14 protein-coding genes and 7 tRNA genes are annotated in these 14,045 nt (G+C 53.2%); 15 read left to right on the top strand and 6 right to left on the bottom strand.

Annotation, left to right across the window (positions count from 1 at the left end; translation table 11 throughout):
* Positions 1–5: 5 nt before the first annotated feature.
* From ACUN8H_RS01670 to ACUN8H_RS01660, 3 genes are read right to left on the bottom strand one after another with little or no spacing between them, the layout of a single operon-like run.
* Positions 6–1,331, bottom strand: a complete 1,326-nt coding sequence (locus ACUN8H_RS01670) for a TRAP transporter large permease (RefSeq protein ID WP_445530454.1) — start codon at positions 1,329–1,331, stop codon at positions 6–8.
* Between the two features lie 3 nt (positions 1,332–1,334).
* Positions 1,335–1,844, bottom strand: coding sequence for a TRAP transporter small permease subunit (locus tag ACUN8H_RS01665; protein WP_445530453.1), 510 nt, complete (start codon positions 1,842–1,844; stop codon positions 1,335–1,337).
* A gap of 1 nt (position 1,845) precedes the next feature.
* Positions 1,846–2,949 (bottom strand): TRAP transporter substrate-binding protein, encoded by a 1,104-nt coding sequence (locus tag ACUN8H_RS01660; protein ID WP_445530452.1) that lies wholly within the window; start codon positions 2,947–2,949, stop codon positions 1,846–1,848.
* A 379-nt stretch (positions 2,950–3,328) separates the two neighbouring features.
* On the opposite strand from ACUN8H_RS01660, the gene ACUN8H_RS01655 reads away from it, so the two are divergent.
* The 14 genes from ACUN8H_RS01655 (at position 3,329) to ACUN8H_RS01590 (ending at position 9,946) form a co-directional block, all read left to right on the top strand.
* Positions 3,329–3,404: transfer RNA gene (locus ACUN8H_RS01655), tRNA-Glu, on the top strand.
* Between the two features lie 86 nt (positions 3,405–3,490).
* Positions 3,491–3,565 (top strand) — tRNA-Gly (locus ACUN8H_RS01650).
* A gap of 21 nt (positions 3,566–3,586) precedes the next feature.
* Positions 3,587–3,662: transfer RNA gene (locus ACUN8H_RS01645), tRNA-Glu, on the top strand.
* A gap of 30 nt (positions 3,663–3,692) precedes the next feature.
* Positions 3,693–3,767 (top strand) — tRNA-Gly (locus ACUN8H_RS01640).
* Between the two features lie 103 nt (positions 3,768–3,870).
* Positions 3,871–3,946 (top strand) — tRNA-Glu (locus tag ACUN8H_RS01635).
* 29 nt (positions 3,947–3,975) lie between these two features.
* Positions 3,976–4,050 (top strand) — tRNA-Gly (locus ACUN8H_RS01630).
* A 236-nt stretch (positions 4,051–4,286) separates the two neighbouring features.
* On the top strand, positions 4,287–5,255 hold the full coding sequence (locus ACUN8H_RS01625) for an ABC transporter ATP-binding protein (RefSeq protein WP_445530451.1): 969 nt from the start codon (positions 4,287–4,289) through the stop codon (positions 5,253–5,255).
* On the top strand, positions 5,252–6,025 hold the full coding sequence (locus tag ACUN8H_RS01620) for an ABC transporter permease (RefSeq protein ID WP_176302717.1): 774 nt from the start codon (positions 5,252–5,254) through the stop codon (positions 6,023–6,025). Before ACUN8H_RS01625 ends, ACUN8H_RS01620 begins: the two co-directional genes overlap by 4 nt.
* 35 nt (positions 6,026–6,060) lie before the next feature.
* Complete coding sequence (queF, locus tag ACUN8H_RS01615) at positions 6,061–6,894, top strand: NADPH-dependent 7-cyano-7-deazaguanine reductase QueF (RefSeq protein ID WP_445530450.1); 834 nt, start codon at positions 6,061–6,063, stop codon at positions 6,892–6,894.
* 76 nt (positions 6,895–6,970) lie between these two features.
* Positions 6,971–7,531: a nitroreductase family protein gene (locus tag ACUN8H_RS01610; RefSeq protein WP_445530449.1), complete on the top strand. Its 561-nt coding sequence runs from the start codon at positions 6,971–6,973 to the stop codon at positions 7,529–7,531.
* Between the two features lie 2 nt (positions 7,532–7,533).
* Positions 7,534–8,040: a YiiD C-terminal domain-containing protein gene (locus ACUN8H_RS01605; RefSeq protein WP_445530448.1), complete on the top strand. Its 507-nt coding sequence runs from the start codon at positions 7,534–7,536 to the stop codon at positions 8,038–8,040.
* A gap of 99 nt (positions 8,041–8,139) precedes the next feature.
* Positions 8,140–8,227 (top strand) — tRNA-Ser (locus ACUN8H_RS01600).
* A gap of 337 nt (positions 8,228–8,564) precedes the next feature.
* Positions 8,565–9,173, top strand: coding sequence for a hypothetical protein (locus ACUN8H_RS01595; protein ID WP_445530447.1), 609 nt, complete (start codon positions 8,565–8,567; stop codon positions 9,171–9,173).
* Between the two features lie 98 nt (positions 9,174–9,271).
* A complete protein-coding gene (locus ACUN8H_RS01590; protein ID WP_445530446.1) occupies positions 9,272–9,946 on the top strand; it encodes a hypothetical protein in 675 nt (224 codons plus the stop codon).
* Positions 9,947–10,063: 117 nt separating this feature from the next.
* On the opposite strand, the gene ACUN8H_RS01585 is transcribed toward ACUN8H_RS01590, so the two are convergent.
* The gene (locus tag ACUN8H_RS01585) at positions 10,064–10,798 is read right to left on the bottom strand and encodes a Crp/Fnr family transcriptional regulator (RefSeq protein WP_445530445.1); all 735 of its coding nucleotides are present in this window, start codon (positions 10,796–10,798) and stop codon (positions 10,064–10,066) included.
* Positions 10,799–11,392: 594 nt separating this feature from the next.
* The gene (locus tag ACUN8H_RS01580) at positions 11,393–12,172 is read right to left on the bottom strand and encodes a CLCA_X family protein (RefSeq protein ID WP_445530444.1); all 780 of its coding nucleotides are present in this window, start codon (positions 12,170–12,172) and stop codon (positions 11,393–11,395) included.
* A gap of 93 nt (positions 12,173–12,265) precedes the next feature.
* On the opposite strand from ACUN8H_RS01580, the gene ACUN8H_RS01575 reads away from it, so the two are divergent.
* Positions 12,266–12,958 carry a type 1 glutamine amidotransferase domain-containing protein gene (locus ACUN8H_RS01575; RefSeq protein ID WP_445530443.1) on the top strand — a complete coding sequence of 231 codons (693 nt, stop codon included), beginning with the start codon at positions 12,266–12,268 and terminating at the stop codon, positions 12,956–12,958.
* A 104-nt stretch (positions 12,959–13,062) separates the two neighbouring features.
* On the opposite strand, the gene ACUN8H_RS01570 is transcribed toward ACUN8H_RS01575, so the two are convergent.
* Positions 13,063–13,815 (bottom strand): MipA/OmpV family protein, encoded by a 753-nt coding sequence (locus tag ACUN8H_RS01570; RefSeq protein ID WP_445530442.1) that lies wholly within the window; start codon positions 13,813–13,815, stop codon positions 13,063–13,065.
* Positions 13,816–14,045 lie beyond the last annotated feature (230 nt).

Here is a 14,045-nt window from a genome sequence, read left to right as displayed (position 1 = left end):
CATGGTTACCAGCCAATGGCGTTCGGCAGCCAAGTGGCGATGCTGGGAAAAATAAACACCAGCGCAACGGCTAAAAACTGCAGCCCGATAAACGGCAGGGCGCCCTTGTAAATATCCAGCGTAGTCACCTCTTTGGGCGCCACGCCTTTAAGGAAAAACAGTGACCAGCCAAAGGGCGGGGTAAGAAACGAGGTTTGCAGCACCAATCCCACCAGAATGCCCAGCCATACCATATCGACGCCCATCTGAACGAAGAACGGTAAAAACAGCGGCAGGGCAATATAGCTGATCTCAATCCATTCGAGGAAGAAACCCAGCACGAACATCAGCAATAGCATAAATAGCAGTGCCCCCAGCTCGCCACCGGGCACCCAGTCGAACATTCGGGCGACAAGATGCTCGCCACCCAGGCCGCGGAAAGCCAGCCCAAATACCTGCGCACTGATCAAGATAAAGAACACCATCGCCGAAATCACCAGCGTGGCCTTGGCGACCTCCTTGAGTAGCGTGAAGGTTAACCGCCCCGAGCAGGCCACAAACACCAGCGCCCCCAGTGCCCCCATCGCAGCGGCCTCGGTAGGGGCCGCTATGCCCCCAATAATCGAACCCAGCACAGCAAACACCAAGCCTACCGGCGGGCCCACCACAGTGATCACTTTCACCAACAATTGGCGCCGCCCCATCGCTTTACGCTCCTCAATGGGGATGGGTGGCATGAGGTGAGGGTAGAGTTTGGCGATAATCAAAATGGCTATAATATAAACCGCCGCGAGCGTTAGACCCGGCACCATGGCGGCTGCAAATATCGTACCGACGGACTCGCCCAGTATTTCTGCCAGTAGAATAAGTACCAAGCTGGGCGGAATAATCTGCCCCAAGGTACCAGAGGCGCAAATCATGCCGGTGGCCAGCGATTTAGGATAGCCCCGACGAAGCAGCGTCGGCAGCGTGAGCAGGCCCAGCGTCACGATGGTCGCGCCGACAATGCCGGTGGCGGCGCCCAATAAAACGCCGACGAGAATAATCGCCACCCCCATGCCGCCCGATAAGCCGCCAAACAGGTGGCCAATCACATCGATCAACTCTTCGGCCAGCTTCGATTTCTCCAGCATCACCCCCATAAACATAAACAGTGGTATGGCCATAAAGGTGTAGTTGGTCACCACCCCATAAATACGCGATGGCAGCAGGTTAAACAGCATCGGGCCAAAGCCGATATAACCAAAGAAAAAGGCCGTTGCCGCAATACTGATGCCCACCGGAATACCGATCAGCAGAAACACAAAAAAAGCCACGATCATACCGATCGCTAGCCACTCATTAGGAGACATGCGTTATTCACCTTGTGTGGGTAGGGCAAACACCTGACGAAGCGCGTGGGCCAACCCTTGCAGCGCGAGAAGGACAAAGCCAAACGGGATCAGTGATTTAAGCAACCAGCGAAGAGGCATGCCGCCAGGGTTTGGCGACGCCTCACCACGGGCGAATGACTGCGCTATCCATGGCAGTGTCAGCCAAGCGATATACAGCCCCATCACCAGTAGCAATACTCCGCCGATCACCTCGATCACCCGTTGCAGCCCCGCCGGGAAACGCTCATAAAAAACATCGACGCGCACCTGCTCGCCCATCAACAGCAAATAGGACATGCCAAATAGGGCGATCGGCGAGATCAAATGCCACTGCAGCTCCTGCAACCATACCGAGCCAACGCTGAAGGCATAGCGCATCAACACATCGCCAGCGACAAGCCCGACTAATACCACGCAGGTCCAGGCGGCGATCCAGCCAAATAGCCGAACCACCGCCTCAACGCCGTGGACAAAAAATGCCACGGTGCGCATATCAGACTCCGATAATGTCGTTTAACCAAGCACGTTCACTGGCGCCTGCCCAGCGGTCGTGGTTGGCTTTAAACGCCATGTAGCTATCGTGGACTTTGCGTACCAGCGGGTCGGCGTTGGCCTCTGTTGCCAGCGTGTCTTGGGTGGCTTCACGCAGCGCATCGACAACGGGGGTGGGCAGCATGCTGGCCGTCACGCCTTCGTTTTCGACCAGATCAGTCATGGCTTCACCGTTAACGGCTTCGGACCAGGTGACACTCTCCAAACAGGCCGCCATGCAGGCAGTTTTGACGATCATTTGTAGATCTTCCGGCAGGCTATCCCAGTGGCTTTTCGAGATCAGCAGTTCCCCGGTGGTGGAGGGTTCGTGCCAACCGGTGGTGTGGTAGAACTTGGCGGCGTTGTGCAGCCCCATACGGCGGTCTTGGAAGGGGCCAACGAATTCGGCGGCATCGATCACGCCCCGTTCCAGCGCGGGGAAAATTTCGCCACCGGGCAGGACGCGGGCATCGACACCTAGTGAGGAGTACACCTGTCCCGCCAAGCCGGGAACGCGCATGCGTAGGCCGTTGAGCTGGCTAATATCCTCAATAGGCTCGCGGAACCAGCCCGTCATCTGCACGCCGGTATTGTTCAGCGGGAAGGCCACCATGCCATAGGGCTCATACACTTCGTGCCAAAGCTCCAGGCCGCCGCCGTGATAGAGCCACGCCATATGACCCATAAAGCTCATCCCAAACGGCACTGTCGTGAAGTATTGGGCCGCAAAGGTGGTGCCGGACCAGAAATAGCTGTTGGCAGCGTTCATTTGGATCGTGCCGCTTTGAACGGCTTCAAAGCCTTCAAAGGCAGGAATCAACTCGCCGGATGAAAAGTGTTGAATATTCAGACGACCACCGGACATGGCATTGATCTTGGCGATCACGTCAGTAGGGCTGCCCGGGCCTTCGACGTAAAAGGGCGAACCAGGGCTGTAGGCGTTGGTCATGCGCCAATTAAAGCTTTCAGCGGACTGCGCGCGAGCGATAGACGGCGCACCTAAGACTAAACCCGCGGTGGAGGAAACCGCGGCCGTAGTGAGAAACTTTCGACGGGATAAGGACATAGCACACCTCGTTGATTGGGAAGCAGGTCGGCAAAGGAACACAATGAGGTAGCAAGGGGTGTGCCATAAAAATCGATTTTATTATAAATAAAAGATTTTTAACGATTTTGTAGGTTGAGCCCGAAAGGTAGGCCACTAAGTTGATTAAGTGTTTGCACCTTAATGACGCCTAAATTTCGCTAAGAGCACTGCCAGCGTGCACCTTTGCTCTGTGCGGGCGAAACAGCGCTTTTCCCCGGCGACTGGGTTAAGGGCTGAGTTGAGGGCTGGTTTGGGTAATAGGTAGTTGAAAGCAGGCCAGTTAAGTGAGAGGGGCAGAGTGCTTGACAGCTCAATAAGGTCTGAGTAACATACGCGCCACCTCGACGAGGCAAGCAACGTCCCATTCGTCTAGTGGTCTAGGACACCGCCCTTTCACGGCGGTAACAGGGGTTCGAACCCCCTATGGGACGCCACTTATTTTTAAAGCTCAAATCCTGTAAAGGCACGTCCTTCAAGGGAGAGCGTTTTAAAGAGTAAGTGGTCGTCAGGTTATAGGAATGCGGGAATAGCTCAGTGGTAGAGCATCGCCTTGCCAAGGCGAGGGTCGGGAGTTCGAATCTCCTTTCCCGCTCCAAGTAGTTGAAGTAATTACAGTGTCCCATTCGTCTAGTGGTCTAGGACACCGCCCTTTCACGGCGGTAACAGGGGTTCGAACCCCCTATGGGACGCCACTTCCGGTAGATTGATTAAGTGCTTTATTAGCGGGAATAGCTCAGTGGTAGAGCATCGCCTTGCCAAGGCGAGGGTCGGGAGTTCGAATCTCCTTTCCCGCTCCAGTTTTGATGGTGTGGTAAAGAGCATCGCCTTGCCAAGGCGAAGGTCGGGATCTGGTGCGCCAGCCCGGTCGAATCTCCTTTTCCGCTCCAGTTTCGATATATAGTCCCATTCGTCTAGTGGCCTAGGACACCGCCCTTTCACGGCGGTAACAGGGGTTCGAACCCCCTATGGGACGCCATCTAGTGTTATACATCGTTTTTTTGCGTTGCGGGAATAGCTCAGTGGTAGAGCATCGCCTTGCCAAGGCGAGGGTCGGGAGTTCGAATCTCCTTTCCCGCTCCATGTAAACAGTGACAGGACGGTAGATGAGGGTCGGGAGCTGGAATGCCAGCCCAGCCGATCTCCTTTCCCGCTCCAAGCGCATCTGTACTCAATTTTCTTTTTTTATTGATGCATCAGCTATTTGCTGGGCGTCATTTTTTGCGTGTCCGGCGCTCGATCCGATTGCTGCCTTGAAAAAAGTCGTTTGCGCCCTAATGTTTTACCTTCTCTTCTTATTTTGCTGACAGGACATGTTCATGGCCGAACCGGCATTGTCGATCCGTGGCCTTACCAAAGTGTATGGCAACGGCTTTCAGGCGCTCAAAGGTATTGATCTCGACGTCCAGCAGGGCGATTTTTTTGCGCTGCTGGGTCCCAATGGCGCCGGTAAATCCACCACCTTGGGCGTGGTCTGTTCGCTGGTGCAAAAAACCGCGGGCCAGGTTTCCATCTTTGGTATCGATGTTGATAAAGACTTCGCCAAGGCCAAATACCAGCTAGGTGTGGTGCCTCAGGAGTTTAATTTCAACCAGTTCGAAAAGGTGCTCGATATCGTACTGGCCCAAGCTGGCTATTACGGTATGACCAGCCGCGAAGCACTGCCCCGTGCCAAGCAGCTGCTGACGGACCTTGGCCTGTGGGAAAAGCGTAACGGTAGTGCGCGCATGCTTTCCGGTGGTATGAAGCGCCGCCTGATGATTGCCCGGGCGCTAATGCATCGCCCCAAGCTACTTATTCTCGATGAGCCAACCGCCGGCGTGGATATCGAACTGCGGCGCAGCATGTGGGAGTACATGCGGCGGATCAACCAGGATGAAGGCACCACCATCATTCTGACGACCCACTACCTGGAAGAGGCCGAGAGCCTGTGTCGCAACGTGGCAATCATTAACAATGGCGACATTGTGCGAAATACCAGTGTGCGGGAGCTACTGGCCGAGCTTGATACCGAGACTTTCCTGATCGATTTGGCTGAGCCAGTCGCAGAAGTGCCCAACATCGAAGGGTTTGAATTGCACCAGATAGAGTCCACCCAGCTTTCGCTGCTGGTTCATCGTGGGCAGCGCTTGAACGATGTATTCAAAGCGTTGAGTGAGCAGGGCATCGAAGTAGTATCCATGCGTAACCGGGCCAATCGCCTGGAGGAGATGTTTGTGTCGATGGTGAAAGGTAGCGGCCAAGGGGCGATAGACCAGCGCGTCGAGAAGAAGGAGGAGCGTGTATGAACGCTACGCAAACATTGATCGCGCTATGGACGCTGGTGCTCAAAGAGATCAAACGCTTCACGCGCATTTGGCCACAGACCCTGCTACCGCCTTCCATCACCATGGCCATGTACTTCATCATTTTCGGTAACCTGATTGGCTCACGGATTGGGGATATGGATGGCTTCAGCTACATGGACTTCATCGTCCCTGGGCTAATCATGATGTCGGTGATTACCAACAGCTACTCCAACGTGGCATCGAGCTTTTTCTCAAACAAGTTTCAGCGCTCGATTGAAGAGATGATGGTCTCGCCCATGCCCAACTGGGTGATTTTGGCCGGTTTCATCCTAGGCGGCATGGCGCGCGGGCTGGGCGTTGGGTTGATCGTCACCGTCGTGTCGCTGTTCTTTACGCGTTTGACCATGGAACATCCGCTGCTCACCGTGTTAGTGGTTGTACTCACCTCGGCGCTGTTCTCTATTGGCGGCTTTATCAATGCCTTGCTGGCGAACAAGTTCGATGACATTTCTATCGTGCCGACCTTTATTCTCACGCCGCTGACTTACCTGGGTGGGGTGTTTTACTCTATCTCGATGCTGCCAGACTTCTGGCAGGGCGTTTCCATGCTCAACCCCATTCTGTACATGGTCAACGTCTTCCGCTACGGCTTTCTGGGGGTCTCGGATATCCCCGTGGGTTGGGCGCTGGCTGCTATTTTCGCCTTTATCATCGTGCTGTTTGTGGTGGCGTTAACCATGCTAGAGCGTGGTAAAGGTATTCGCAGCTAGTGGTCATACAGCACTGTAAGAGAGAGTAATCATTAATGGCGCATCGTCCAGACACGTTAGAACACGCCCCCCTGGGGCGTGACTCCGCTTACCCTGAGCAGTACGACGCGGGGCTTCTCTACCCCATCCCCCGGGCGGCCAACCGGGCGCCTCTGGGTATTGATGAGGGCGCTTTACCGTTTGTGGGCGAAGATGAGTGGCACGCTTTTGAAGTCTCCTGGCTGAACAGCCGCGGCAAACCGATTGTTGCTGTGGCGCGCTTTCGGTTGCCCGCGCATTCGCCCAACCTGATTGAGTCCAAATCGTGGAAGCTCTACCTCAATAGCTTTAATCAATCCCGGTTTTATAGCCGTCAGGAAGTGATGGAAACGCTGGCCAATGATCTTGCCGTGGCGGCGGGGGCTGAGGTAAGTGTCGAGCTATTCGATGTGGATGCCTCAGAGCTTTCACCACAGCATTTGCCAGGTGAATGCTTGGACGATTTAGATATTGCCATCAACGATTATACGCCAAGCAGCGCACATCTTACGGTAGGGGACGAGATCGTCGAAGAGACCCTCTATTCCCATCTGCTGAAATCCAACTGCCCCGTCACCGGCCAGCCGGACTGGGGGAGCGTGTTGATTCGCTATAAAGGCCCCAAGATCGACCGCGAAGGGCTGCTACGCTACCTCATTGGCTTTCGCCAGCATCAGGATTTCCACGAACACTGCGTCGAGCATATCTTTACCGACATCATGACACAGGCAAAGCCCCTGCAGCTGCTCGTGCTGGCACGCTATGTGCGTCGCGGCGGGCTCGATATTAGCCCCTGGCGAGCCACGCTCGGGCTAACGCCACCCACGCCGCTGCGCCTGGCAAGGCAGTAAACGGCAGTGTTATAAATGATAATGCGATAAACAATGATGCTAACGTAGCCTCACACGATTGGATTTGGAGTTACCGATGGATGCACTCACGCTTCTTCACGAACGCAGCTCGATGGGCAAGCTGATGGAACCAGCTCCCAGTGCCGAACAGCTCAGCGCCATTTACCAGTCAGCGCTACGTGCGCCCGACCACAAAGAGCTACGCCCCTGGCGCTTTATTGAGTTCAGTGGGGAAGGGCGTGAGCGCCTGGGCGAGTTATTTGCCGAGGCCGAATTCCAAGAAGACCCAAGCGCTAGCGATGAAACGCTCAATGCTGCGCGTAAAAAGCCGCTGCGGGCGCCGATGATTATTGCCGTCATCGCCAAGGTCACGCCGGAGCTCGAAAAAGTGCCCAAAATGGAGCAGGTGATCTCGGCTGGCTGTGCGGCGCATGGTATTCTTCTGGCCGCCCACGCGTTGGGTTTAGGGGCGATGTGGCGCAGCGGCAAGTACGCTTTCGACTCGGTGGTTCGCAAAGGGTTAAGCCTGGATGAAGACGATGAGGTCGTCGCGTTCATCTACCTGGGCAACCTGGGAGGGCGGCACAAGCCAGTGCCGCAACACAACATTGCTGACTTTGTCGAGCATTGGAGCTAACCATGAGCCTACCTCGCAAGCCAGGCGTTCCCCATCCACGTTTGCCGCTGCCAGAAGGCCAGCCAGACGATCTGGTCGCATTTCAGCAGTGGCTGAGTGACGCCATTCCCATGGTGAGTGCGCTCGGCATTAGCGAAATGTCGCGCCGGGGTGATCAATTGACCTGGCAGTTAGCGCTGGCGCCGAACCTTAACGATAAAGGCACCGGTTTTGGTGGCGCGCTATCGGCACAAACGACGCTGCAGGGCTGGTGTTGGGTAACGCTATGGCTGCGTGAGCAGGGCCTTTCCCGCGATGTGGTCGTTGCCGAAGCCACCCAGCGCTTTCTAGCACCGGTCAGTGATGACTACCGTTTGGTATGCATGCCCGCCGCGCCTGAAGGTGTTTCTCAATTAGCGCAAAAGCTCGAAGAGCGAGGGAAAGGGCGTATTGCGCTAACCCATCAGCTCTATTGCGGCGAGACACTCTGTTTGGAAGCCAGCGGCAACTACGCCGTGTTGCCAGCCTAGGGCGATGCACCTGAAAAGGCTTGCTATTTCGAGGCTTAGCCCATAGTATATGCGCCGTTCTGTCGCGAAAGGCATCGTCTTTCAACAGCGCCAAAACGCGGAGGGGTGTCCGAGTGGTCGAAGGAGCACGCCTGGAAAGTGTGTAAGCCGCAAGGCTTCGAGGGTTCGAATCCCTCCCCCTCCGCCACAGAATCTTATAAGCCCGTTGATTAATCAAATCAACGGGCTTTTTTTTGTTGCCGCTTTTTAAGTCCTTTCACTATCGTTTCAATTAATACTCTTGAATGAAATTGAGGCCTAACACTTAAAAGCTATTTAACGAGCTTAATCTTCAAATGTTACTTCACTGCGCTTAAAACCAATTTTTGTTGTTAATATAAATTAATAAACAGGTTGTTGCGCCATAACGTCTGTTTTTAGCTTTGAATCCGAAAAGAGGCCAACTAGCTTGATAGATGCAAGGCTTGGCTAGGATGAATTGATAGTCAGGATTGAGTTTCATTTGATGACTAAAGGAGTTGGTCATGTTCAAGAAGCTACTTATCACGGCAGCAATTTCCACCGCGTTGGCCACCACTAGCACTGCCATGGCGCAGCAGTGGGAGCACGACAATCAATCGCAGAACCAGAATAGCTATAGTCAGGATCGCTACAACCAGGACAATCAATGGCGCGATCAAAATCGCCAGAATGACCGCTATCAGCAGGATCGCTACAGCGAAGACAACCGCTGGCGCGACCAAAACCGCCAGGGCGATTATAACCAACAAAACCGCTACCAGCAGGATCGCTACAGTGACGACAACCGTTGGCGCGATCAAAACCGCCAGGGCGATTATAACCAACAAAACCGCTATCAGCAGGATCGCTACAGTGACGACAACCGCTGGCGCGACCAAAATCGCCAGGGCGATCATAACCAACAAAACCGCTACCAGCAGGATCGCTACAACGACGACAGCCGGTGGCGCGACCAAAACCGCCAGGGCGATCATAACCAACAAAACCGCTACCAGCAGGATCGCTACAACGACGATAACCGCTGGCGCGATCAGAATCGCCAAGATGATCGTTACCAACAAGACCGCTACCAACAGGATCGCAACAGCAACGCTGACGAGTGGCGCAATTAATAGCGTAGCCGTTTCACCATTTACGTCAGCCGGACAGTCGATGGCCTAGCGATCGGCTGTCCTGAAGGACGCGATCACAGAAATACTTGGAGGATGTGATGTTTAAAAAATTGATCCTGGCAACGGCCGTCACCACGGCGCTTGCGTCCAATATGGCGCTTGCCCAGCAAGATGATAATCGTAACGGTAGCTACCGCTACGACAGTTCTGAAAATAATCAAACAAGCTATCAAACCAACGATCATCAAGATAGCCAACGCTATCAAAATGACCGCTATCACCAGTACGACGATCAAAGAGACCGTCAGCGTAACCAAAGCTGGGGCGATGACCAGCGTCGTGACTACCGTAGCGATGAATACCGCCAGGACGACTACCGCAGAAGCTATCAGTCTGATCAATCAGGTAGCGACCAGGGCCGCCAGCAGAGCCAGCAGGGCCGTCATTCTGACCAATCACAAGCTAATGAGCGGGGTTCCTACATTTACTTTCAAGGGTATTTAGAAGGTAAACAGGAAGGCCTTGAGCAGGGCTTGATGCGCGGTTATCGGCAGGGCTATTTACAAGGCATGCAAGACGCTGTCCGTCAACAAAGCGCTGATGGTCAGCTAGGTAGCAATGAAAACGGAAACCAGCAGCGCTCGTCAAACGCGCAAAGCGCGAGAGGAGGAAATAACTTAACCCCCTCTAACGCTGCTAGCAGTGAAGAAAGTGGTAATGAAGCGGGTGACCAAAACGACACTGAAACAGACACCACGTCTGACGATAGCTAATAAGCTAACGACGAAGAAAGCCCAAGGTGCATGTACGCATGCACCTTTTGTTGGAATGAATGATCGTATTTGCCGTTCGCCAAGTAAAAGCAAGCAACCCAACGTTAGCGCAGTAAATTATTCTTTCTCAAAATGTAGATAAAGGGGGTCAAACTCGCCTACCTCCTGCAATTTTTCCCAGTTAGGGATGGTGATCTTTCGTTTGTCAGTAATGATTAAACCGTCGTTACGAAGCGCCTGTAGCACTCTATTGACATGCACAGGGGTCATTCCCGTCGCATCCGCCAGCTCTGCTTGGGTAATGGGCATACTAAATGAATCATCTTCCACCAAGCCCACCGCCCGAAGGCGTAATAACAGTTCACAAATAATGTGCGCTATTCGCGAATACCCTTCGCGTTGGCCCACATTCAATAGCCACTCTCGGAAGATGGAAGCATCCACCAGCGTCTCATGCCAGAAGGCTGCAGTAAGGCGTGGGTGGCGTTCAAATAAAGAATGTAAGTCTTTATGTTGTATAAAGCCCAGTTTGCAAGGGCTGATTGAGGCGATATTAATATCAACGACTTGAAGATGCAGGCTTTGCAGATCGGGCATATCGCCAGGTATATGCAGCGCCATTATTTGCCGTTTGCCTTCAAATGTTAACTTATAAACACATGAAAAACCTTCCAAAAGTAAGCAGCATTGACTAGGTTGGTCGCCCATTTTAACGATGTCATGGTTAGACTTAACGTCTTGAGTCTGAACCGGCAGTTCCTGAAGTGCTCGCTTTTCCTCGGTAGTAAGAGTAAACGTGCTCTCTATTTTACGTATCATCAGATAGGTATGGGGGAGGAGTGCAGTAGGCATGTTGGGCTCCATGGTTGGCAGGATTGAAGCCCTCAGCGACAGTGTCTCTGCTTAATTGCGACTATTAAGTGTAAAGTGAGGGAGTTAGTCTGCTTGTTACGAGGCTATCCACTTAATGTGGTTAAGAAGTATAGGGTAATATTTTGTTTTTAAAAATCTATTTTAAATAGTAGTGGTCGATATCATACTTTCTTTGTTGCTTAAGAGACTGCTTTTAATAGTTATATAGCGATATAGTGCTAGTTGCTGGCCTCTAAGAGGCCAGTTTTTTTAAATCTTTAAAATTTGTTAACTATTACAGTGGGGGCTGGGTGAAGTGATATAAAATTTCAGCACTTTTTAACTGTAAGAAAGCTATTAAAAAGGCAGTACACCACTGAAACCAATGCCAAGCACGGCAACGATAACAACAACGATAACGACAATAGTGGTAGTAGAGGGCATATTTCTCTTCCTTTGAGTTTTGAGGATCACTTCAGTTTAGCCGGGAATGCACCATTTCACACGTGGCGATGATGGGTCAATCGCTTTTACCTCATAGCAGGAATGGCTTTACGACTCCCTGACGCGAAACATCACCGAGCGCCGTCATGCTTAATCCAGGCTGCGTAATGCTTTCCCCAGCCCGCCAAAATAGTCGTTAAACGCGGCATTGATTCGCTCTCGCTGAGCACCCTGTGGGTACAAGCCTTTTCCCGCTTCAGGAGAGGCCTTGGTGCCTTTGACCAGAAAATGATTAGTAATGGCTGCATCCTGCACGAATGCTTCAAAGGCGCGGGCACAGAGCTCTTCGGGTTTACTGTAATAGAGTTGGCCAAGCCTTTTATCCATCTGCACCGATTTTTGAAACAGGTCACTAGGCTGGTCGCCCGCTGGCTGAAGCAGTACGGCCTTGTAGCAATTCATCAGCCGTTGATTCAGCGGGTGGGGAATAGGCGTTGCATCGGCGAGCCAGGCGGTAGAGGCGAACATGCTGACTGGTGTGCCGCGAAAACATTTACTGGCGATGTAGTGATCAAACGCATGAAACCATTCATGGGCAATACTGCCGGGCCCAGCGTTTTTAGCCAGCGCAAAGCTGCGTTGGCTGGGGTCATAGTGGGCAGAAACGCCAGGCCGACCACCGCTGCCGTATTGCAGTGCTATTGAACCACGCAGCGAAATCAGCGCCTCTGGCCCCTGTAGAATCAACATGAGGTCACACAGCGCATCATGAAAAAGCTCTGCAGCACGGTCGCGCTCGGCACTGGTGACCCAGCGGCCAATCTCAATAGAGCGAAAATCGAACTGGCGCCGAATCAAGGCAAAACTACTGGCTTGCCCCTGGCGGTGGTCAGGCCCGTTGCGGTAAAAGTCCCGCGCTTCAATGCTCACTGATGGTTTCTCCTTGTATTCCGCCCTCCAGGCCCCCACTTATTAACCGTAACGCATTTTAATTGCCTCATTTTCCACCGCCAGGAGAAAGATATGAGCAAGCGCATTTTAGTGGTACTGACGTCTCACGATCAGTTGGGCGATACCGGCAATAAAACCGGTTTTTGGCTCGAAGAGCTAGCTGCCCCTTATTATGTCTTTAAAGACGCGGGCGCAGAAGTCACGCTGGCATCGCCCAAGGGCGGTCAGGCGCCGCTCGACCCCACCAGTGACGCTGAAGACAGCCAGACCGATGAAACGCGCCGCTTCAAGCAAGATGAACATGCCAACGCGGAGCTTGCTGCGACCCACCGTTTGCGCGACATGAAGGCCGATGACTTTGATGCGGTGTTCTACCCCGGTGGCCACGGCCCGTTGTGGGACCTTGTCGACGATGCGGATTCTATTCGCCTGATCGAAACCTTTATTGCCCAAGGCAAGCCGGTGGCGAGCGTGTGCCATGCGCCGATTGTACTGGTGAATGCCAAGAGCAGCGACGGTGAACCCCTGGTCAAAGGTCGCCAAGTCACGGGCTTTACCAACGGCGAAGAAGAGGCGGTGGGTTTGACAAACGTCGTGCCGCACCTGGTTGAAGACGCACTGCAGGAATGCGGTGGACTTTACACCAAGGCGGAGGATTTCACCCCCTACGTGCGTGAAGATGGGCCGTTGATTACCGGGCAAAACCCGCCATCTTCCGCGCAAACGGCTGAAACGTTAATGGCGTGGCTGGCGAGGTCGTCGTAAAAAAATAACCAATCATTCCCTTCTTAAACGCAAAAGCGCCCCCTTGAGGGAGCGCTTTTGAGATGTCTGCAACGCTGCACCATCCTTGGTGTATTTAGAAAAATTTAGAAATTATAGTTGAGTGACACGCCTGTCACGGTTTGCCAATCGCTGCCTAGATCATCAACGATGGGGCTGTCTGATGCATTGTCGGTAAGATAACCAGTGCCCACAAAGCCGGTAGCTGACCATTGAGGCGTTAGCGCGTAGGTGAGGCTGCTACTGACACCTAAACGCCAGGAACCGCCATCCGGGTTATAGGGCGCAATGCCGCTACGCAGGCTGTCGCTGTTGGAAACCGAGAACATTGATTCAGTCCACTCTTCGTCCGCATAACCCACGCTGGGGCTAAAGGTGAAGAACGCTCGCTCACTAAGGGGTAAGCGCCAAGCGGCAGAGGCCTCGAACTCAGCGCCTTCCACATCTCCTGATACCGGCGTACTTCCCGCTAGGCTGTATTGCCACTGCCCTTGCTCCAGCGCGACGCGCAACCCGAGCGTGGCGCCGCCGTCAACTTCCTCGAATGTCGCAATATCCCCTTGGTTATCACGCCCAAAGGTATAGCCAATAAAGGGCGATATGGTCCAGTCGCCGCTGCGAATAGCGTGCCACTCCATACCACTGCGTGGGCTAATCGAAAGCGTATCGCCGTAGTTTAGGTTGATAGAGGGCCAAAGCTGGGTATCGTAATCATCACTGCCCAGGTAATCGGGCGCATACAGGACACCAGCGCCGAGACTACCTTCCCACTGTGCCCAGGCTTGCGGGGCTATTGCCAGGCTAAGCACGGCGGCTGGCCACCACTGTTTTAAGGTCATGATCGCACTCACTGTAAGAAAGATTTAGCAAACATGCATGATTGTATGTGCTTGTTCTAAAGATTGGCAAGTAGCTTCTTTTAATGTCAAACAAGCGTTTAATAATATTTTTTACAGTTAACTAACACAGGTTAGATAAACGTATCGCTATAAAGCGCACTATTTCCATACAGCGAAGGGAGTTCGCGTAAAGGAAGATCAGGCAAGGATTGCTTGAGTAGCCCAAGGAT

It is taken from the genome of Vreelandella sp. V005 (assembly GCF_052645115.1).
The sequence above is the reverse complement of the archived record's forward strand: the minus strand, read 5'-3'. Positions and strand labels throughout refer to the sequence as shown.

What these genes read in the sequence shown, in the direction of transcription:
- ACUN8H_RS01670 (WP_445530454.1), bottom strand. Translation starts at nt 1,331, where the DNA reads ATGTCTCCTAATGAGTGGCTAGCGATCGGTATGATCGTGGCTTTTTTT.
- ACUN8H_RS01665 (WP_445530453.1), bottom strand. Translation starts at nt 1,844, where the DNA reads ATGCGCACCGTGGCATTTTTTGTCCACGGCGTTGAGGCGGTGGTTCGG.
- ACUN8H_RS01660 (WP_445530452.1), bottom strand. Translation starts at nt 2,949, where the DNA reads ATGTCCTTATCCCGTCGAAAGTTTCTCACTACGGCCGCGGTTTCCTCC.
- ACUN8H_RS01625 (WP_445530451.1), top strand. Translation starts at nt 4,287, where the DNA reads ATGGCCGAACCGGCATTGTCGATCCGTGGCCTTACCAAAGTGTATGGC.
- ACUN8H_RS01620 (WP_176302717.1), top strand. Translation starts at nt 5,252, where the DNA reads ATGAACGCTACGCAAACATTGATCGCGCTATGGACGCTGGTGCTCAAA.
- queF (WP_445530450.1), top strand. Translation starts at nt 6,061, where the DNA reads ATGGCGCATCGTCCAGACACGTTAGAACACGCCCCCCTGGGGCGTGAC.
- ACUN8H_RS01610 (WP_445530449.1), top strand. Translation starts at nt 6,971, where the DNA reads ATGGATGCACTCACGCTTCTTCACGAACGCAGCTCGATGGGCAAGCTG.
- ACUN8H_RS01605 (WP_445530448.1), top strand. Translation starts at nt 7,534, where the DNA reads ATGAGCCTACCTCGCAAGCCAGGCGTTCCCCATCCACGTTTGCCGCTG.
- ACUN8H_RS01595 (WP_445530447.1), top strand. Translation starts at nt 8,565, where the DNA reads ATGTTCAAGAAGCTACTTATCACGGCAGCAATTTCCACCGCGTTGGCC.
- ACUN8H_RS01590 (WP_445530446.1), top strand. Translation starts at nt 9,272, where the DNA reads ATGTTTAAAAAATTGATCCTGGCAACGGCCGTCACCACGGCGCTTGCG.
- ACUN8H_RS01585 (WP_445530445.1), bottom strand. Translation starts at nt 10,798, where the DNA reads ATGCCTACTGCACTCCTCCCCCATACCTATCTGATGATACGTAAAATA.
- ACUN8H_RS01575 (WP_445530443.1), top strand. Translation starts at nt 12,266, where the DNA reads ATGAGCAAGCGCATTTTAGTGGTACTGACGTCTCACGATCAGTTGGGC.
- ACUN8H_RS01570 (WP_445530442.1), bottom strand. Translation starts at nt 13,815, where the DNA reads ATGACCTTAAAACAGTGGTGGCCAGCCGCCGTGCTTAGCCTGGCAATA.